The following is a 19,214-nucleotide window of genomic DNA, read 5'->3' as shown; positions in this document are numbered from 1 at the left end:
CAGATGTCGACCCCCTCTTCCGCGTCTTCCCCGTCTTCCCCCTCGTCCCCGGCTGGCATCCGGAGGGCTGTCGTCGTCGGCGGCAACCGCATCCCGTTCGCCCGCGCCAACGGCGCGTACACGCGCACCTCGAACCAGGACATGCTCACGGCCGCGCTCGACGGCCTCGTGGCGCGGTTCGGCCTGCAGGACGAGCGCATCGGAGAGGTGGCTGCCGGCGCGGTGCTCAAGCACAGTCGCGACTTCAACCTCACGCGCGAGTCAGTGCTCGGTTCGGCCCTCAGCCCCGAGACCCCCGCTTACGATGTGCAGCAGGCGTGTGCCACGGGCCTCGAGACAGTTCTGCAGCTTTCCGACAAGATCAAGCTCGGCCGGATCGAATCGGGCATCGCGGGCGGGGTCGACTCGACCTCGGATGCGCCGATCGCCGTGAGCGAGGGCCTGCGCGATGTACTCCTCGAACTCAGCCGTGCCAAGACGCTCCAGCAGAAGCTCAAGGCCGTCTCCCGCCTGCGCCCCAAGGACCTCGCGCCCGATGCCCCCGGGACGGGCGAGCCGCGCACGGGCCTGTCCATGGGCGAGCACCAGGCGCTGACCACCAAGCAGTGGAACATCACGCGGGAGGCGCAGGACGAGCTCGCCCTCGCCTCGCACAAGAACCTCGCCGCCGCCTATGACCGCGGCTTCTTCGACGACCTCGTGACCCCCTACCGAGGACTCACGAAGGATTCGAACCTCCGCGCCGACACCTCGATGGAGAAGATGGGCAAGCTCTCGCCCGTCTTCGGCAGGCATCTTGGCGCGGACGCGACGATGACGGCTGGCAACTCGACCCCGCTCACCGACGGCGCCGCGGCCGTGCTGCTCGCCTCCGAGGAGTGGGCCGCCGCGCGCGACCTGCCGATCCTCGCGGACGTCGTGGACGGCGAGGCCGCCGCGGTGGACTTCGTGCACGGCAAGGACGGTCTCCTCATGGCGCCCGTGTTCGCGGTGCCGCGCCTGCTCGCCCGGCTCGGCCTCACCCTTGAAGACTTCGACTACTTCGAGATCCACGAGGCGTTCGCCGGCACCGTCCTGGCGACGCTCGCCGCGTGGGAGGATGCCGACTTCTGCCGCGAGCGGCTCGGACTCGAGGGCGCGTTCGGCAAGGTGGACCGAGCCAAGCTCAATGTCAACGGCTCCTCACTCGCCGCGGGGCACCCGTTCGCCGCGACCGGCGGGCGCATCGTCGCCTCGCTCGCAAAGCAGCTGCACGAGCGGACCGATGCCGGCGACCTCGGGCGGCCCGCGCGCGGTCTCATCTCCGTGTGTGCGGCTGGCGGCATGGGCGTTGTCGCCGTCCTCGAGGGACGCTGACCAGGACAACCCGGGGGAAGGGAAACACATGGCTGACAAATACACCGACTTCGTCTCGCGCGGCTGGGGCCGTGACCTCGCCAAGAGGCTCGGACTCCCGCAGCCCGTGAGGCTGCGCCGCTACGAGCCGGGCGCGCCGCTCGTGCCTGGGCCCGTGCTGCTCATCGGGACCGGTCCCGGGGCCGACTCGCTCGAGACCGCGCTCAAGGGCTGGGACGTCGAGGTCCTTCGGGATCCGGGGATCGCCACCGCCGCCGGTGGGACGCACGACGCCGGCGGGTCGGCGTCGTCGTCCGCCTCACCCGCCGCTCCGGGCGCCAACGCGCCAACCGGTGGCACCGCGAAGCTGGGGGGAATCGTCCTCGCCCTCGACTCGATCACGCGGCCCGAGGACCTCGCGGGCCCGGTCCTCGCTGCCGGGCGGGCGCTGCGCTCGCTCGCGCCGAACGCCCGGGTCGTGACCGTGTCGCGTCGATCCTCCACGGCCGACGAGCCGGCGCTCGCCGCGGCCCGTGCCGGCGTCGAGGGCATCCTGCGCTCGCTGGCCAAGGAGCTGCGGTCCGGGGCGACTGGCAATGGGATCCTCCTGGCCGAGGGCGTCTCGGCGGAGGTGCCCAGTGCGCTCGGGGCCCTGCGCTTCCTGCTCTCCGGACGGTCCGCGTTCGTGGATGGCCAGTTCCTGACCGTCGGCACGGCCAAGGGCGAACTGCCCGCCGATCCGGACAAGCCGCTCGCGGGGAAGGTCGCCGTGGTGACCGGGGCCGCCCGGGGCATCGGCGCGGCGATTGCACGGACGCTCGCGCGGGATGGGGCGAAGCTCGTGGTCGTCGACGTCCCCGCGGCAGGCGACTCCCTCGCGAAGGTCGCCAACGAGGTCCGCGGGACCGCCCTCCAACTGGACATCACCAAGCCGGACGCGGGGGAGCGGATCCTCGAGCACGCCCTGTCCCGGCACGGCGCTTTCGACATCCTCGTGCACAACGCCGGCATCACGCGGGACAAGCTCCTGGCCAACATGGACGCGGCCAAGTGGGACGCTGTCATCGCGGTGAACATCGCGGCGCAGCTGCGGATCAACGACGCGCTGATGGGGTCCGGGAGGCTTCCCGACGGGTTCCGCATTGTCTCCGTCGCTTCGACCTCTGGCATCGCGGGCAACCGCGGCCAGACGAATTATGCGGCGTCCAAGGCCGGTGTCATGGGTATGGTCCGCTCGACGGCGGCCCGGCTCGCCGCCACCGGCGGGACCGCAAACGCCGTGGCCCCCGGATTCATTGAGACCGAGATGACCGCCAAGATCCCCTTCGCGACGCGCGAGGTGGCCCGCCGCCTCAATTCCCTCCAGCAGGGCGGGTTGCCGCTCGACGTGGCCGAGGCGATAGGGTTCTTCGCCTCTGATGCGGCTGGCGGCATTTCGGGTAACGTGCTCCGCGTGTGCGGGCAGAATCTGGTGGGGCAGTGAGCGCGCCGCCGCGGGGGATCGAGACCGTCGAGCTGCCGGAGGTGCCTTCGCTCTCGAAGCTCTACGTCGCCGCGGCCGCCGAGGCCGCGCGGCTCATGATCTCCAGGAGCAACGGCGCGAGGCGGCTTCCGAGCGCGAGGCACCACGTCGCCGTCGTGCGCCAAGACCTTGCCAAGCTCACGGAGTTCCAGCATCTGCTGGGCGAAGCCGCACGCGACGTCGTGCCGGCGGGGTACCTGCACGCCCTCGCGTTTCCGGTGGCGATGAGCTTCATGGGCCGCGAGGACTTCCCGCTCCCGCTTCTGGGGATGGTGCACTTGCGAAACCACGTCGAGTATCGCGAACCGGTCACCTACAACGACCTGCTCGATGTGACCACGTGGGCTGAGAATCTCTCCGGACACCGGGCCGGGACCCAGGTCGATGTGGTTGCCGAGGTGCGACGCAGCGGGGCCGGGGGAGGGGAGCCCGTGTGGCGCGGCGTCTCGACCTACCTGGCGAAGGGCGTGTTCCTGCCCGGCATCGACAAGCCTGTCGCCTCCGAGCCGCGCGAAGACTTCCGCGCGCCGCTGCCGACGGCTATCTGGCGCCTCGGGTCCGAGACGGGGCGCGAGTACGCGGCCGTGTCCGGAGACTTCAATCCCATCCACTTGAGCTCGATCTCCGCGCGGGCCCTCGGGATGCGGCGCTCCATCGCGCACGGCATGTACACCGCCTCGCGTGTCCTTGCGGAGGTGGGGACCCAGAAGGGCGACGCATTCGTCTGGGACGTCAAGTTCGAGGCGCCCGTCTTCCTGCCGGCACGGGTGTCGGTGAACATCTCAGACGTGGTTGACGGCGAGGGCGGCTGGGAACGCTCCGACTTCGTCGGATGGAACGCGAAGTCGGGCCGGCGGCATTTCGTGGGGTCCGTGGTCCAGCTCGGGTAGCAGCGCGTGGGCGCGCATGACGGCGGTGCGCGCCCACCGCCCGCCGTCACCGGGCCCCTCGGGCTGGCTCCGGCAGAGCGCCCGAGCTCTACCGCCCGGCCACGAACCGCCGGGTCACGGAGATGTCCTGATCGCCAAGCCCGGACGCCACGATCTCGTCGAACGCGGCGCGGAGCGCGGGCAGCAGGACGGGGTTGGTGTTCGTGGCGCGCGCGATCTCCTCGGCGGAGACCAGGTCCTTGACCATGTACTTCGCGACGCCGGAAGGCGAGTCGTCGCCGCTGACGAGCTTCTCCCTGCGGGAGTCGAGGAGCCGCGACCCGGCGTAGCCGCCGCCCAGCAGGTCCCACATCAGGGCCAGGTCGATCCCTGAGCGTTCGGCGAGGACGGTTGCCTCGCCGAGGGCCAGGATGGTCGCGGAGACCACGAGCTGGTTGCAGGCTTTGGCCACCTGTCCGGCCCCGAGCGGGCCTAGGTGCACGGGGCTGCCGCAGGGAGCGAGCAGCTGGCGGGCGAGGGCCGCATCGGGCTCGGTGCCGCCGAGCATGATGGACAGGGTCCCGGCGATCGCCCCGTCCTCCCCACCCGAGACGGGGCAGTCCACGACGCGTACACGGCCGTCGGTCTCGTCCGCCAACCGGGCGGCGAGGTCCCGCACTCCTGTGGCCGAACTCGTCGACCCGACCATCAGCGTCAGGCCCGAGTCGCGCACGCCGGCCAGGATGCCGTCGTCCCCGGCCAGGACCTCCTCGAGCTGGGGGAGGTCAGGGAGCATGACCAGGAGGGCGTCGACGGAGGCGGCGAGCTCTCGCGGCGTATCGGCCCAGTGTGCTCCCTCGCCCACGAGCTCCGACTGCGGGCGCCGGGCCGTGATTGCGAGGGATCCGTGGTGGGAGAGCAGGTGCCGGGCCATCGGGGCGCCCATGGCGCCGAGGCCGATCATGCCGAGTGCAATCGTCGTCATCTTCCCAGCGTAGCGGCCGCAGAGTGCGGTGCGGTCAAAATATGGAACTTTGTTCAGTACGTTGAACCCACGCTACCCTTGTGGGAGTCGTTCGCTCCCGTGGACGCCATCGGAACTGCCGCAACGAAGGGGATCCCATGTCCGAGACCACTGGTTCGGTCCGCGCTGTCGTCGCTGTCCCGCTCTCCGAAGAGCACTGCCAACTCATTGAGGCGCTCGAACCCCGCCTCGAGGTCGTGCGCGACCACGGACTCTACCGTCCCATGCGCGGACCGGCCGACTGGTCCGGTGACCCCGACCGCGTCCGCACCTCACAGGAGCAGGCGGCGTTCGAGGCCCTCGTCGACTCGGCGGACTTCCTGTTCGGCATTCCCGACGTCGACCCGGCCGCGCTCCACCGCGCCGTCGCGTCCAATCCCGGCCTGCGCTGGGTGCACACGACAGCGGCGGGCGGCGGCAGCCAAGTCAAGGCCGCCGGGCTGCCGGAGGAGGCGCTCCAGCGCGTTGCCTTCACGACCTCGGCCGGAATGCATGGCGGCCCGCTCGCTGAATTCGCCGTCTTCGGCGTGCTCGCGGGCGCGAAGTCCCTGCCACGCCTCATCGCGCAGCAGCGTGGGCGCGTGTGGACCGACCGCTGGGAGATGAAGCAGCTCGAAGAGATGACGGTGCTCGTCGTCGGCCTGGGCGGCATCGGCGCCGAGTGTGCCCGCCGCTTCAAGGCGCTCGGCGCCACCGTGTGGGGCACGACCCGCAGCGGGGAGCCGGTCGACGGCGTGGATCGGCTCGTGCCGGTGGACGAGCTCGCGCGCGCCGCCGCCGAGGCTGATGCCCTCGTCGTCACGCTGCCCGGGACCGAGCATACCCACCACCTCGTAGGCCATGAGGTGCTCGGGTCCATCAAGCCCGGAGCCATCGTGGTCAACGTGGGCCGTGGCACGGTGATCGATGAGTCCGCGCTCGTGCCGGCGCTCGAGAGCGGGAGAGTCTCCTTCGCCGCGCTGGACGTGTTCGAAGTGGAGCCGCTGCCGGCGGATTCTCCGCTGTGGGGACGCGACGATGTGCTGATCAGCCCGCACACGGCAGCGTTGAACTCCCAGGAGGAGGAGCGGATCGCGCGGCTCTTCGCCGCGAACGCGAGCCGGCTGCTGGACGGGCAGGCCATGCGCAATGTGGTCAACACGGTGGAGTTCTACTGAGACCGCAGGACTCTCGGCCATAATGGGCCCGGCCCGACAGCTGGGCACACACGCGTGCGCAAGCACGGGGAGCAAGAGGAGACCTGCATGGCGAAGTCCATTCCGAACGATGGCGATGAGCAGGACCGCGAGCGCCGGGACCCCGCCCCCGCGGTCACGCGCAGCCTGAAGATCCTGGGCGTGCTCGCGGAGGCCAACGGCCCCCTGACGCTCACCGAGATTGCCACGGCGCTCGGGCTGCCCAAGTCCTCGACCATGAACCTGTGCCTGGCGCTCGAGGAGGGCGGCATGGTCCAGCGGGTCCCCTCGGGCTACCAGTTGGGCCGCCGCAACGCCGAACTGGGCGGCGCCTTCGCCGCCCAGTTCAACCAGGTGCGGGAGTTCTACGCCGTCTGCCAGGCCTCGCCCGTGCTCCGTCACGAGGTGGTGCAGGTGGCCATGCTCGACGACCATGACGCGCTCTACCTGGCCCGCCACGAGGGCTCGCGCACAGTCCGCTTCGGAACCCCGCTGGGGTCAAGGATCCACGCCGCCCTGAGCGCCACGGGGAACGCCCTGCTCATGGTCATGGATGATTCCCGGATCGAGGCGATCATGGCTGATCAGGTCCCGTTCCCCCATGTCACGGACCGCAGCGTGCGCGAGCTGCCGGAGCTTCTCGAGAAGCTCCACCGCGCCCGCGAGCGCGGCTGGGCGCTCGATCCGGGGCAAGGGATGCCCGGGCTCGTCGGGGTCGCCGTGCCGCTCGAGGGCTGGGCGCCGGGTGATCCGCCGCTGGCGCTGGGCGTCGCCATCCAGGAGGCCCGCGCGACCCCGGAGCACCTGGAACGAGTGGCCGAGGCGCTCAAGGATGCGGCCCTGCAATTGACGAACCCCCTCGGGGCATCGGCACGTCGGGATCTCGAGGAAAGTCGACGGAGTTCAGAGGGTTGAACAGGATTCATCAGGTTGGTAAGGTAGGTCACAGGAGCCGAGAAGCACGCACGTGCAGGCACCTCCTGTTCCAGCCAATCAAGGGAGATGGCCGTGACCACTAGGGACACCGCCCAGCATCCGGGATCGTCGGATCCGGACTATGCCAAGAACCTGCAGCGCGCAACGCTCGCCTCGAGCGTCGGCAGCGCGCTCGAGTACTTCGACTTCGCGCTCTATGGGCTCTCGACAGCCCTCATCTTCAACCTGCTGTTCTTCCCCCAGGGCGACCCAGCGATGGCGACCGTCGCCGCCTTCGCGACCTACGGCGTCGGCTTCTTGGCACGGCCCTTCGGCGGCCTGTTCTTCGGCCGGCTCGGTGACCGCCTGGGTCGTAAGACCATCCTCGTGGTGACCATCCTGCTGATGGGCGGCGCCTCGACCCTCATCGGCCTCCTGCCCACGTACGACCAGATCGGGCTGCTGGCGCCGGTCCTCCTCGTCACGCTCCGCCTGCTCCAGGGATTCGGCGCCGGGGCGGAGCAGGCGGGCTCCACAGTGCTCATGGCCGAATACGCTCCGGTCAAGCGGCGTGGCTTCTTCGCGGCGCTGCCCTTCATCGGCATCCAGGCGGGAACCCTGCTCGCGGGGCTGGTCTTCAGCGCCATCTCGCTGCTGCCCAAGGACCAGCTCATGAGCTGGGGCTGGCGCGTGCCCTTCCTGCTCTCCTTCGTGCTCATCCTCGTGGCCATTGTCATCCGGACCAAGCTCCGCGAGACTCCCACGTTCGTGCCGCTCGAGAAGCATGAGCAGCTCCAGGACAAGCCGGTGCGGGAGATCTTCACCAAGGGACTGCCGGGCGTCATCGTGGGCATCGGCCTGCGCATGGCCGAGAACGGCGGCTCCTACATGTTCCAGACCCTCGCCCTGAGCTTCTTCGTCTCGGTCGTCGGCAGCAGCGCCGACAAGGGCCTGCTCGCCTGGGGCGTCACGATCGGCTCCCTCATCGGCGTCTTCTCGGTACCGCTCGCCGGCGCCATCTCCGACCGGGTAGGACGACGCACCGTCTACCGCTTCGGTGCGGTCTTCATGCTCCTGTACTCGTTCCCGGCGTGGTGGCTGCTCTCGCTGGGGAACCACGTCCTCGCGGTCGCGGTCGTGGCGGTCGGCATCGGCATCGCCGTCAACACGATGCTCGGTCCGCAGTGTGCCATGCTGCCTGAGATGTTCGGCAACAGGCACCGCTACCTCGGCGTCGCCATGGCCCGGGAGATCTCTGCGGTACTGGCAGGGGGTCTGGCCGGCGTGCTGGGCGCCTACATCATCGCCGTCAGCCACGGGAACTGGGTGCTGCTCGCCACCTACATGGCCACCCTGGCCCTCATCACGACCTGCTCCACCTTCCTCGTCCCCGAGACGCTCCGCCGCGACCTGCTCCGCGCGGACGACGCCCTCAAGCTCTCCCGCGACGAGGTGGGCGACGGCGTGGAAGCCACCACCCAGCGACTCGTCAGGGTCCGGCCGTGAGGGCACCCACCGGGATTGCCGCCTTCGGCCTCGAAGGGAAGTCCGCGCTCGTCACGGGGTCCAGCCAGGGCATCGGGCGCGCACTCGTGGAGGGGCTCGCCGCGGCGGGAGCCAGCGTCGTCGTGCACGGCCGGGACGCAGGGAAGGCGGCCCGCGCCGCGGCCGAAGTTGCCGACGCGACCGGCTCACAAGCACGCAGCGTGACGTTCGACGTCACCGACCCGGCCGCCGTCGACGCCGGAATCGCCGCGCTCGAAGCGGAGGTCGGCGTGCTCGACGTACTGGTCAACAACGCCGGCATCCAGCGGCGCGCGCCGATCGGCGAGTTCAGCGACGAGGACTGGGACGTCCTCATGGCCACCAACGTCTCGAGCGCGTTCTACCTGGCACGCCGTGTGAGCCGCGGCATGGTCGAGCGGGGGAGCGGGAAGATCATCCAGATCGGCAGCGTGCAGAGCCAGCTCGCACGGCCCTCCATCGCGCCGTACTCGGCGACGAAGGGCGCCATCGTCATGCTGACGAAGGGACTGTGCGCAGACCTCGCCCCCCATGGCATCCAGGCCAATGCGATCGCTCCCGGCTACTTCGCCACCGAGCTGACCCAGGCGCTCGTGGCCGACGAGGACTTCTCCGACTGGGTGCGCCAGCGCACCCCCGCGGCGCGCTGGGGAGACACCCGCGACCTGGTCGGCGCGCTCGTGTTCCTCGCAAGCTCCGCAAGCGACTTCGTCAACGGACAGACGCTGTTCGTCGACGGCGGCATGACGGCGGTCGTCTGATGACGGGTGCTGCGCGGGAGAACCTCGGCGTCGTCGCCCACGCGGCGGGCGACCTGCGGATCGGGCCCGTGCCGGAGCCCGTGCCCGCGGACGACGAGGCCGTCGTGGAGGTCGCCTTCGGCGGCGTGTGCGGCTCCGACCTGCACTACTGGAAGCACGGGGCGGCCGGGGCCTCCATCCTCCGAGAGCCCATGATCCTCGGGCACGAGGTCTCGGGGCGCGTGATCCGGGCCGCGGCCGACGGCACCGGCCCCACGGCGGGGACCCGCGTGGCGGCCCATCCGCTCACCCCGCGCGGCGACGGCAGGACCCCGTATCCGGCCGACCGGCCAAACCTCGCGCCCGCGTCCACCTATCTGGGCTCGGCCATGCACCGCCCCCACACGCAAGGCGCGTTCGCCCGCCGGGTGGCCCTTCCAGCCCGCATGCTCCACGGCGTGCCCAAGGGCCTCTCGCTCGAGACCGCGGCGCTCGCCGAACCGGCCACCGTCGCGTGGCACGGACTCGAGCGCGCCGGCGACGTGCGGGGCAAGCGCGTGGCGGTGATCGGCGCGGGGCCCATCGGCCAGCTCGTCATTGCGGCCGCCCACCACCACGGGGCCGCCGAAGTCGTCGCGACGGACGTCTTCGAGGTCCCGCTGGGTATAGCCCGCCAACAGGGCGCGCGGACCCTGGACGCGCGCGACGACGAGGCCATCGAGGCGCTCCACGCCGACGTCGTCGTCGAATCGAGCGGGACGGTGCCCGGGCTCGCGGCGGCAGTCTCGGCCGCGGCCCGCGGGGGCACCGTCGTCATGCTGGGCCTGCAGCGCGCCGGTGGCGTCGAGGCACCCATGGCGACGGCCATCACACGGGAACTCACCCTCGCGGGCTCGTTCCGTTTCGCGGGGGAGTTCGGCGACGTCCTGGCCGCGCTGGGCGACGGCACCCTCAGGACCGAGGGGATCGTGACGCACGTGGTGCCTGTGGAGGACGCGCTCCGGGGTTTCGAGACCGCCGCCGACGCCTCGGTCTCTTCCAAGGTCCTCATCTCGTTCTGAGCGCCGGCCGCCCATGGCCGCATCACCGAAACAACGAGCTCGGGGTCGCGTAGGCCACTTCTTTCACGCACGACGGCGCCGCCCGTCCCCTTGGTGGGGCGGCGGCGTCGTCAGCACCCACCTCGTGCGGGAAGGGTGCGCACCCGTCGTTTGGCCAGACCCCCGGCTGTGCTGGGACGTCAGTACTGCTTCTTCGCGAGCTCTTTGATCCACTCGGGGGTTTCGCGGTCAAGCCGCTTGTCGATGGTGACCTGGAGCCGTGCTGCTGCTGCCTGCACTCGCAGCTCTCCGCGCGGGACTCGGACGACCCTCTTAGATGCCGCCTGCTGCTTTCCCGGGCTGTGCGCCGGCGTCGTGGTGCTCATCGGCTTCCGCCTCTCCCTCTGAATCTCCATTGTCGATGACCTCCAGTTCAGCGTCCAGCCTGCCTTGTGCCGCCCGCAGTGGCAGTCGGTTGGCTGTCTCCAGGAGAAGGACCTCCTCGAGTGTCGGCAGGTCGCTCTCGGCGAGGACGTCGAGTACGTCGAGCGCCAGCTCACGTCGGGAAGCCGAATCTGCGTGAACGGTGTCGAAGGCCCACTGGGTCCTGCGCCACCATTCGGCCTTTCGGTCGGCGAGATCCCGCTGTCGGAGAGTCCGTATGGCGACCCGAGCGGCGATACCGGCCGCGGTCAAAGTAGCCGCGGCGATAAGGAGCGGCGCGGCGATCGGTCCCAGCAAGACCAGCCACTCCCACCATTCGATCGGTCCCCTGCCCATCGGTCCCCCGTCCGTCAGCGATGATCAGAACCTAATTGGGCCCTCCGACATTTCTTGGGCAAGGCACCGTCGTCGTGCGCACTCGGACCGAGATGGCGACCTTTCCGCAGGAACGTGCCCGCGACGAGGGCGCGGATCGCACCGAGCAGCTGCTCGAGCGGGTAGGTCCGGTCGATCCCGGGCCTCAGGGTTCCAGCCTCGATGAGTCGGGCGAGGTCGCTTGCGCGCTGGGCCCGCGGCGAGCATTGTCAGGCGCCGGCGGACGAAGGAGGACAGGGCCAGAGCCTTCAGCTGCCGACCCATGCCGGTCAACCGCCCGCCGCGGAGTCGGGGAGCGGGGTGCTGCCGGCGACGAGCCCTGTTGCCAGCTGCACCGCTTGTGAGCCGACACCGCCCGACGCACCGATGACCAAAACCGTCTGCCCTTGGGCGATGCGGGCGGCGTCGCAGGCCTGCAGGGTCACGCTGGCCCAGCACGACGCCGTCCGCGCATGCAATCCTTCCGGTGTCGATAGGGTTGGGGCGTGGTGGTGACCAACGAGATCAATTGGCCTGGCCTCAGTGGCTCTCCAGACAGGGGCCGGCGGATTGCGGCGCTGCTGTTCGGGGCGCCCCTCTGGGTGCACCGGCGGGTTGACTCGATCAGCCTTGGCGCCACCGGCACCACCCGTCGCGCGATCTCCTTTGACTTCACGCTTCCCTCGGACCTTGCAGTGCCTGGGTCGGACGGCCGCGTCCTGGTACCGCTCGCTCTGATCGAGAAGGGCGCGCTTCGCCGTGTCTCGGCTACCGGGCCCGATGACCACCCGATGCCCGTGCTCGGACGTGACGACAACACGCAGCTCGCCGTTGAGATGCTGGTCCAGATCACGAGCCCCGGGGTGCCCCGCCCGACTGAGGAGTCCGAGCAGATGCGCGACCTCATACACCGCGTCGTCGGGTTCAACCCTGCCGAGACGTCCGCGGAGACGAGGAAAGCAATCGAGGACGAGGTCGACCGGAAGCTCATGCCCTTGAGCGGCATCGCCGACCCGGAGAGCAGGGCGGTTGTCGCCCGGATGGTGAAGGGGTTTCTGGACCAGTTCCTCCTCGTGGTCGAGGTCGAAGGAGACCTCGTCGGGAAGAGGACTGTGGTCAAGTTCTCCTATGACCGCAGCCTGCCGATCCCGGATCTCGGCAACAGGGTCGGGATCATCGAGTTCGACCTCCCAGACGCGGGCCTGGCGCACAGCCAGCATGTTGAGTTCAGTGCACCTGCCGGCCTGGTCGTCCGCCGGCTCAGCGTGCAGGAGACGGCTGGCGACGAGTATGTCGCAGACCCTCGCGAGGACGTCCCCGCCAAGCCGCGGAGCACCGCCCATGTCGCGTTCGCGCCGTCGGAGAACTATTCGGGGGCGGAGGTGAGTGTCGAGCTCGTCCCGGCAGCTTCCGGTGTCTTCACCTTCACGGTCGTGGGCGTGCTGGTCGTGCTCTTGTTCGCCGTGGCTGTGGCGGCGCAGAAGTTCTTCGGCGCTCCGATCCTCTCGCCCCGCTTCACGGTGCCGTCGCAGGCGGTCTCGTTGCTCCTCGTAGGGCCAGCTCTGTTCCTGTCATGGATGGCGCGCGCCCCCGAACACCGAGCGCTTGCAGTCATGCTGCTGCCGCTCAGGCTGATGCTCATCGCGTGTGCCGGAGTGCTGCTCACAGCTGGGATCGGCGTCGGGGTTCCGCTCGAGCCGTGGTGGTGGGACCTTCTCTGGCTCGTGGTCGTGGTCGTCGCGGTGGCGATCCTCCTCGGGCTTGTCCTGTACCTCATGAACGCGCGGCGGATGGCCAGGTCCCTGTGGAAATCGGCCCGCTCACAGTAGACTCGGGGCAGAAGGAGGTCGCCATGGCACTGAACCACAAGAAGATCCGCCGTCACGAATCACCGCGCCGGTCGGTCTTGTCCGATGCCCGAATCGACCTCGGCGCCGGTTCACTCATCGGCAAGAACAGCGGATTGAGCCGAGCCCAAGCTGACAAGGGCATGCAGACGATCCTGGCCCGTATCGGCGGCATGGGCGCGCAGCCGAGTGGAACCAAGGCTTCGAGCCCCCGCGCGGCAGCATCCTGAGCTGACGCCGGCGGGCGGAAACGCCAAGGGACCAGCCTGAGGCTGGTCCCTTTCATCTGCGCGGGCCGGCAAGGATGATCAAGCAGGTGCACAGCGCTGGCCGGTGACGCACGACGGCGCCACTCACCGCGGTGCCGATCGTGACCTGACCCGGGGCGGCCAGCGGCGCCCGCCGTCTCGGTGGAGGACGCGTGGCCAACAGGGCGGAGATCCTCGACGGGATCGTGGACGTGGTCCTCAGCGAAATGTGCCTGCCTGTCGCCGGGGGAGAGCGGCGCGCCGCGATCGGCAAGCGGGCGCGCTCGGCCAGGTAGGTCCTGCGGGCCACCCTAGGCCATCCCACTGTTCGAGTCGCGTACCTCGCCGCCCGGCCACGCTGGCCAGCCCGACACCGTTCTGGCACCTTCGCCTCGGCCGGCTTCTCCACCGCACCCGGGGCGCCGGCGGGCTGGGAATGGAGCCACGCCAAGTAGCCCTTAGCCGACCGGGCGGCGCCGTATCCATGGGGGCGGCACCGTCCTTCTCAGTTGTCCTCCACAGGTCTGGCCCGGGACGCGGGGTCACGGTAGAGTCGAACACATGTTCGAACTATCAGTGATGGCGGAGACGCCAGCGAGCGTGGGAGGTCCGCAGGATGCGGACGACTTCTCACAGCTCATCGCGGATGTTCTGATGTCTGTCGGCCGGAGCTCGCCGAGCGCCGCTGTCATCGGGACCTGGGCGACGGCGCTCGTATCCGGTGCGGAGGACGACGGTCAGCTGAGCGAGGCGGAACTCATCGAGCGGATCGGTGCGGCGGAGCGGCTGAAGGCCGCAGCCTCGGCTTATCAGGCCCGGTTCAGCGTCCTTTTCGAGAAGCGGGTCCGGGAGCGGCGGGCGGCGACCGATGAGCCACTTTCGGGCGATCGGCTCGGCGAGGGACCGCGTCCCGTGGACCCCTCGGTCGAGGCCGGGCAGGCCATCGCCCTGGCCCGCAGTGAGTCGCCAGCGCGGGGAGGCCGCCTGCTGGGGCTGGCGAAGGCACTCGTGAACGAGATGCCGCACACGCTCAACGCCCTCGCTGCGGGACGGATCAACGAATGGCGGGCGACCCTTGTCGTCCGGGAGACGGCCTGCCTCGATGTTGAGGACCGGGTGCGGGTGGACGAAGCCATGGTGCCCGCCTACGCTCGCGGGGGCGTCGGGGACCGCCAGCTCGCAGCAGAGGCTCGGGCGCATGCTCAGCGGCTCGATCCCGCGGCGGCCGTGAAGCGCGCCCGGCGTGCGGTAGCTGAGCGCCGCGTCTGGCTCAGGCCCGCACCGGATTCGATGGCAGTCCTGTCCTGTCTGCTGCCGGCCGCCCAAGCCGTCGCCTCATACAAAGCGTTGACCGTCAACGCGGATTCTGCTCGTGCCGCGGGGCCTGAAGTGCGTGAGGACCGCACGCGCGACCAAATCATGGCGGACACCGCGGTGGAGAGGCTGACCGGGCAGGAGCACGCCGAGGATGTGGCGGTGGCGGTCAACCTCGTCATGGCGGAGAGCGCGCTGGTCCGTGGCTCCTCCGAGCCTGCCCTCCTTGAAGGATTCGGTGTGCTGCCCGCACAGGTGGGACGCGACCTCGTGCTCAGCGCCGCAGAGCGCGCCACGCTGCGCCGGCTCTACACAGCACCCGAGTCCGGCGCTCTCACGTCGATGGAATCGCGATCCCGCCTCTTCCCCGAGGGACTCAAGGCGTTCATCGCTCTGAGGGACGCCACCTGCAGGAACCCGTGGTGCAACGCGCCGATCCGGCAGCACGACCACGTCATCCCCGCTGCACGCGGAGGCCCCACGAACGCAGCCAACGGCCAGGGCCTGTGCGAGCGCTGCAACCAGGTCAAGGAAGCGCCCGGCTGGAGCCATGGGACCACTCCTGCCACCCGGCACACCGTCACGGTGACTACACCGACCGGCCGTCGCTACAGTTCGACCGCGCCGCCGCTACCTGGAACCCGGCAGATCGTCGGGCACCGAGTCGGGTTCCCCCGTGGCCGAATGGTCTTCCACACGGCAGCCTGAGCAGGCGTGCTTGCCTTTGTTCGGCTGCGGACCGCGGCTATCCACCGGCGAGAGCCGCCGTGCATGCCATCGGCATGCGCGGCGGCTCTGTGCCCAGACGAAGGACTACTGGGCGATATACCCGCCGTCGACGACTACCTCGGAACCGTTCATGAACGAGGACTCGTCGGAGGCCAGGAAGAGCACTACCGCGGACACCTCCTCAGGCTGGCCCGGCCGGTCGAGGATGGTCGTGCCGAGGAGCGCCTTCGTGCCCTCGGCATCGGCAAGGATGTCGTTGGTCATCGCGGTCGCAATCACGCCCGGGTGCACGGAGTTCACACGGATCCCGAACTCCTTGAAATCCACGGCAGCCGCCTTCGTCAGGGTGCGTACCGCGCCCTTCGACGCCTCGTAGGCGGCAGCGTTCGGGGCACCAATGATCCCGTACATCGACGAGATGTTGATGATCGACGGCGCCGTCGACCGCTGCATCGCCGGAAGCACAGCCTTGCACCCCAGATAGGTGCCCTTGGCGTTGACAGCAAAGATCCGGTCCCACACCTCCTCCTCAGTGTCCTGGAGAGCAGTGAAGGCCAAGATGCCGGCGTTGTTCACCAGCACGTCAATGCGGCCGTACTCCTCCGTGGCGTGGCCGACCACCGACTCCCAGTCCTTCGCTTTCGAGACGTCGTGCTCCACGAAAGTCGCTGTCCCGCCTTCGCCCTGGATGAGGGCCACCGTCTCGCGGCCTCCCGCGGCGTCGACATCTGTGACGACGACGCGGGCCCCCTCGCTGGCGAGGAGGCGCGCGTGGGCGCGGCCCATGCCCGCCGCCCCGCCGGTTACCACCGCGATCTTGCCTTCAACACGCTTGGTCATCTTTGTCCCTTCCCTGCATCCTGGCTTATCAAGCGACGGCGGCGACGTGTGTGCGCCGGTCGCTGCGTTCACCGTAGGCATGTGGTCTGGAACACAGATGTTCCACTCTGGAACACGCGGGCTCTGGCCTCTGGACGGCCCAGATCCACCGCATGGGGCGTGAGTCTGGGCCGTCGTGCGGTGCAGGGATGGCCGGGGTCTACTCGTACATCGCGATGAATCGACCGATCACTCCACCGGCGCGCAGCTTGTCAATGGCGCCGGGAATGTCCGCGTGAGTGATGAGGTTCATCGGCGGGTTCAGCTTGCCGGTCTTCATGAGCTCGTAGATGCCCGCGAGGTCCTCGCGCGTGCCGGACTTGGAGCCCTTGAGCGTGAGCTGGTTGATAATGAGGGGGTAGGTGTTGATGGTGGCCTCGAGCCGACCCATGCCGACCTGCACGAAGGTGCCGAACTCGGCGAGCGTCTCGATGGCCGCGCTCGTAGTCGTTCCGAAGCCCGCGTAGTCGACGATGAGCTGGAGGCCCTTGTCCTTGAACGCGTCGATGGAGTCGGCGACCCCGGCGAGGCCGATCTCGTCGGCGAGCTTGCGCGTCTCGGGGTTGATCTCGGCGCCGTACACTTCAGCGCCGGCCAGTGCGGCACAGCGTGCACCAATGTAGCCGAGACCGCCAAGCCCGATCACGCCGACCTTCATGCCCGCCTTGGCGCCGCCGACGGCCATGATGGCGTGGTACGCCGTGAGACCGGCGTCGGTCGCCATCGCGCCCAAGTCGAAGGCCACCTCATCGGGAAGCCTGACCAGGTTGTCGGCCGTCGCCACGAGTTTCGGCGCGAACCCGCCGTCCCACTTGCCGTAGCCGAGGGCGTCGCCGTCGCTCATCACGGGTGCGAGCCCGACGCGGTCGCCTACATGCCACTCGTCCATGCCGTCGCCGACCTCGGCGATCACGCCGGCATTTTCGTGGCCCATCGTCCGCGGGAGCTCGTGGAAGAGCGGCATCCAGCCCGCATCGTCAAGCGCGGTCACATCCGAATGGCACACCCCTGCGGCCTTGACCTCGACAACGACCTGCCCCGGGCCGGCGTGCGGCTCGGGGACCTCGTTGAGTTCCAGTGGCTTGTTTGTACCGTTGAACTGCCATGCCTTCATGGTGACTCTCCTCTCGGTGACACTTCCGACTCTATGCGCACCCGGGGCGACTCCACCGAGGCCTATCGGCCCGAGTTCCCATCCACGCACGACGGCGCGCCTCGCCATATGTGGTGAGGCGCGCCGTCGTCGTGGGGCACCCGCGGAGCGGTGCGCCGCGGTCAGTGCACAGACTGCTGGAAGCATGCGACGTCGTACTGGGACATCGCGTTGTAGTGCTGCCCGCCGGTGCCGCCGGGGTTTGATCCGAGCGGCTCGTTGAACGGTGAACCTGGGCTGCTTGCCGCGTTGCCCGGCGTGGTCAGCCCAAGGTCCTGGCACGACTGGCTCGGCGGGCCCGGAGTTCCGGTGCTGTCAGCCAGCGCGGGTGCGGCGGCGGCCGCGCACAGCATCAAGGCAGCACCCAGAGAGTACAGAAGGCGTTTCATTGGCTTGTTCCTCCTCAGCGGCGGAGGCGTCGGGGTGGCGTCCCCACGCTGTAGAAGACGCTCAGAGGACCGCGGCGGTTCACTCCGGAAACGACGATTGCCCCGGTCCCAAGACCGGGGCAATCAGATCGTGCGCGGAGGGGGACTTGAACCCCCACGCCCAATAAGGGCACTAGCACCTCAAGCTAGCGCGTCTGCCATTCCGCCACCCGCGCGGGCGGCCTCCGAGTCCATCGCATGAAACGTCATTGCAGGCGTTTCTGGCCCCGGCAGCGATATCCAAGCATACACCACCGGAGTCCGCGCCCGTGACCACAGAGGAAGGCGCGGCGATGCGCGACGGCGCGCCCTCGCCGTCGTGCGTGCGGGGCGAAACGACCCCAGAGCTGATCGGCGGATGAGGCCAAGAAAGCACGGAAGCCCCGGTCCGAAGACCGGGGCTTCCCGTGGTGCGCGGAGGGGTGTGTGATGTCAGGACATCGTTGACGCATGTGGCGGGACATCGTTGACAGGTGACAGTTGACTGCTGTGGCGGGACATCGTTGACGCCTTCCGGCATGTCGCGGGACATCGTTGACACCTCGCCCATTGGGCTTCTGCCATGTCGAAGAACAAGGTCATCGTCGTCGCAGTCCTTGAGGGTGGGATGTCCAAGGCCGAAGCAGCCCGCCGGTACGGCATCAGCCGCCAATGGGTCCACCAACTCATCGCCCGCCACGCAGCCGAAGGAGAGGCCGGCCTCGAGGCCCGCTCCCGGCGGCCCCGCACCAGCCCGCAGCAGACGCCGGCCAACGTTCAGGAGAGGATCCTGGTCCTACGCGCCGACCTGCAGGCCAAGGGCCTGGACTCCGGGGCCGAGACCATCGCTGCCCATCTCGGACGCGAGGGCCTCCCGGTGCCCGCGAGCACCACCATCCACCGCATCCTCCGGGCCGCCGGCGCGGTCGCCCCCGAACCCCACAAGCGTCCCAAGTCCTCCCTGCGACGCTTCGCCGCGGCCCAGCCCAACGAGACCTGGCAGTCCGACTTCACCCACTGGCACCTGGCCGACGGCACCGACACCGAGATCATCGACTTCCTCGACGACCACTCCCGCTGCCTGCTCCACCTCACCGCCCACCCCAGGACGACCGGCGCCATCGTCGTGGACGCCTTCCTGGACACCGCACAGGAACACGGCCTGCCCGCCAGCACCCTGACCGACAACGGCATGGTCTACACCACCCGCCTGGCCGGCGGGAAAGGAGGCCGCAACGCCTTCGAGAGCCTCATCGCAGGGCTCGGGATCGTCCAGAAGAACGGATCCCCCGGCCACCCCCAGACCCAGGGCAAGATCGAGCGCTTCCACCAGACCCTGAAGAAATGGCTCCACAGCCAGCCTCCGGCCCAGACCATCGAGGACCTGAACGACCAGCTCACCAGATTCCGCCACGTCTACAACCACGAACGCCCCCACCGCGCGCTCGGCAGGCACACACCCGCCGAGGCCTACGCCCAGACCCCCAAGGCCGGCCCCGCGGCCGCCGCCCAGGGGGCACACTTCCGCGTCCGGACCGACCGCGTCGACGCCGACGGCAAGGTCACCCTCCGCCACGCGGGACGCCTCCGTCACCTCGGCATCGGCCGCGCCCACAGGCACAAACGCATCATCCTGCTCGTCCACGACGCCGAGGCCACCGCCATCGAGCACGGCACCGGCGAGATCCTCGCCGA

The 19,214-nt window shown here is 69.5% G+C and carries 18 protein-coding genes, 1 tRNA gene and 1 pseudogene; 13 read left to right on the top strand and 7 right to left on the bottom strand.

Annotated features, from left to right (window positions below):
• Positions 1-3: 3 nt before the first annotated feature.
• The 3 genes from RBS60_RS04885 to RBS60_RS04875 are packed head-to-tail and all read left to right on the top strand — an operon-like array spanning position 4 to position 3,747.
• Positions 4-1,356 (top strand): acetyl-CoA C-acetyltransferase, encoded by a 1,353-nt coding sequence (locus tag RBS60_RS04885; RefSeq protein WP_307956418.1) that lies wholly within the window; start codon positions 4-6, stop codon positions 1,354-1,356.
• A 28-nt stretch (positions 1,357-1,384) separates the two neighbouring features.
• Positions 1,385-2,818 (top strand): 3-oxoacyl-ACP reductase, encoded by a 1,434-nt coding sequence (locus tag RBS60_RS04880; RefSeq protein ID WP_307956417.1) that lies wholly within the window; start codon positions 1,385-1,387, stop codon positions 2,816-2,818.
• Positions 2,815-3,747, top strand: a complete 933-nt coding sequence (locus tag RBS60_RS04875) for a MaoC/PaaZ C-terminal domain-containing protein (RefSeq protein WP_307956416.1) — start codon at positions 2,815-2,817, stop codon at positions 3,745-3,747. The genes RBS60_RS04880 and RBS60_RS04875 overlap by 4 nt, the downstream gene beginning before the upstream one ends.
• An 88-nt stretch (positions 3,748-3,835) precedes the next feature.
• Here the strand turns inward: RBS60_RS04875 and RBS60_RS04870 are convergent, their stop codons facing one another.
• Positions 3,836-4,711 (bottom strand): NAD(P)-dependent oxidoreductase, encoded by an 876-nt coding sequence (locus RBS60_RS04870; RefSeq protein WP_307956415.1) that lies wholly within the window; start codon positions 4,709-4,711, stop codon positions 3,836-3,838.
• Between the two features lie 137 nt (positions 4,712-4,848).
• On the opposite strand from RBS60_RS04870, the gene RBS60_RS04865 reads away from it, so the two are divergent.
• From RBS60_RS04865 to RBS60_RS04845, 5 genes are all read left to right on the top strand, one after another.
• Positions 4,849-5,907, top strand: a complete 1,059-nt coding sequence (locus tag RBS60_RS04865; RefSeq protein WP_307956414.1) for a D-2-hydroxyacid dehydrogenase — start codon at positions 4,849-4,851, stop codon at positions 5,905-5,907.
• 87 nt (positions 5,908-5,994) lie between these two features.
• Positions 5,995-6,840 (top strand): IclR family transcriptional regulator, encoded by an 846-nt coding sequence (locus RBS60_RS04860; protein ID WP_307956413.1) that lies wholly within the window; start codon positions 5,995-5,997, stop codon positions 6,838-6,840.
• Positions 6,841-6,927: 87 nt separating this feature from the next.
• A complete protein-coding gene (locus RBS60_RS04855) occupies positions 6,928-8,346 on the top strand; it encodes an MFS transporter (protein ID WP_307956412.1) in 1,419 nt (472 codons plus the stop codon).
• Positions 8,343-9,125 (top strand): SDR family oxidoreductase, encoded by a 783-nt coding sequence (locus RBS60_RS04850; RefSeq protein ID WP_307956411.1) that lies wholly within the window; start codon positions 8,343-8,345, stop codon positions 9,123-9,125. The genes RBS60_RS04855 and RBS60_RS04850 overlap by 4 nt, the downstream gene beginning before the upstream one ends.
• Positions 9,125-10,165: a zinc-binding dehydrogenase gene (locus RBS60_RS04845; RefSeq protein ID WP_307956410.1), complete on the top strand. Its 1,041-nt coding sequence runs from the start codon at positions 9,125-9,127 to the stop codon at positions 10,163-10,165. The genes RBS60_RS04850 and RBS60_RS04845 overlap by 1 nt, the downstream gene beginning before the upstream one ends.
• A gap of 312 nt (positions 10,166-10,477) precedes the next feature.
• Here RBS60_RS04845 and RBS60_RS04840 read toward each other — a convergent pair whose 3' ends face one another.
• Positions 10,478-10,924, bottom strand: coding sequence for a hypothetical protein (locus tag RBS60_RS04840; protein ID WP_307956409.1), 447 nt, complete (start codon positions 10,922-10,924; stop codon positions 10,478-10,480).
• Between the two features lie 14 nt (positions 10,925-10,938).
• A pseudogene (locus tag RBS60_RS19615) lies at positions 10,939-11,145 on the bottom strand (zinc-binding dehydrogenase); the annotation flags it as partial.
• 303 nt (positions 11,146-11,448) lie between these two features.
• Between RBS60_RS19615 and RBS60_RS04835 the strand changes: the two are divergent.
• The 4 genes from RBS60_RS04835 (at position 11,449) to RBS60_RS04820 (ending at position 15,059) form a co-directional block, all read left to right on the top strand.
• The gene (locus tag RBS60_RS04835; protein WP_307956408.1) at positions 11,449-12,771 is read left to right on the top strand and encodes a hypothetical protein; all 1,323 of its coding nucleotides are present in this window, start codon (positions 11,449-11,451) and stop codon (positions 12,769-12,771) included.
• A gap of 23 nt (positions 12,772-12,794) precedes the next feature.
• Positions 12,795-13,019 (top strand): hypothetical protein, encoded by a 225-nt coding sequence (locus tag RBS60_RS04830; RefSeq protein WP_307956407.1) that lies wholly within the window; start codon positions 12,795-12,797, stop codon positions 13,017-13,019.
• Positions 13,020-13,210: 191 nt separating this feature from the next.
• Positions 13,211-13,333: a hypothetical protein gene (locus RBS60_RS04825; RefSeq protein WP_307956406.1), complete on the top strand. Its 123-nt coding sequence runs from the start codon at positions 13,211-13,213 to the stop codon at positions 13,331-13,333.
• A 265-nt stretch (positions 13,334-13,598) separates the two neighbouring features.
• Positions 13,599-15,059, top strand: a complete 1,461-nt coding sequence (locus RBS60_RS04820; protein ID WP_307956405.1) for an HNH endonuclease — start codon at positions 13,599-13,601, stop codon at positions 15,057-15,059.
• 105 nt (positions 15,060-15,164) lie between these two features.
• Here the strand turns inward: RBS60_RS04820 and RBS60_RS04815 are convergent, their stop codons facing one another.
• The 4 genes from RBS60_RS04815 to RBS60_RS04800 all read right to left on the bottom strand — a co-directional run bounded on the left by RBS60_RS04815 (position 15,165) and on the right by RBS60_RS04800 (position 17,716).
• Positions 15,165-15,920, bottom strand: coding sequence for a glucose 1-dehydrogenase (locus RBS60_RS04815; RefSeq protein ID WP_307956404.1), 756 nt, complete (start codon positions 15,918-15,920; stop codon positions 15,165-15,167).
• Between the two features lie 199 nt (positions 15,921-16,119).
• Positions 16,120-17,073 carry a zinc-binding dehydrogenase gene (locus RBS60_RS04810; RefSeq protein ID WP_307956403.1) on the bottom strand — a complete coding sequence of 318 codons (954 nt, stop codon included), beginning with the start codon at positions 17,071-17,073 and terminating at the stop codon, positions 16,120-16,122.
• Between the two features lie 161 nt (positions 17,074-17,234).
• Entirely contained in the window at positions 17,235-17,501 is a 267-nt protein-coding gene (locus tag RBS60_RS04805; RefSeq protein ID WP_307956402.1) for a hypothetical protein, read from the bottom strand.
• 131 nt (positions 17,502-17,632) lie between these two features.
• A tRNA-Leu gene (locus RBS60_RS04800) sits at positions 17,633-17,716 on the bottom strand.
• 386 nt (positions 17,717-18,102) lie between these two features.
• On the opposite strand from RBS60_RS04800, the gene RBS60_RS04795 reads away from it, so the two are divergent.
• Positions 18,103-19,214 (top strand): IS481 family transposase (locus tag RBS60_RS04795; RefSeq protein WP_307956401.1); only part of this gene is annotated, 1,112 nt, incomplete at its 3' end.

This window comes from Sinomonas sp. ASV486, assembly GCF_030908215.1.
Classification (GTDB): domain Bacteria; phylum Actinomycetota; class Actinomycetes; order Actinomycetales; family Micrococcaceae; genus Sinomonas; species Sinomonas puerhi.
Note: the sequence above shows the minus strand (reverse complement) of the source record. Positions and strands in the feature narration are given on the sequence as shown.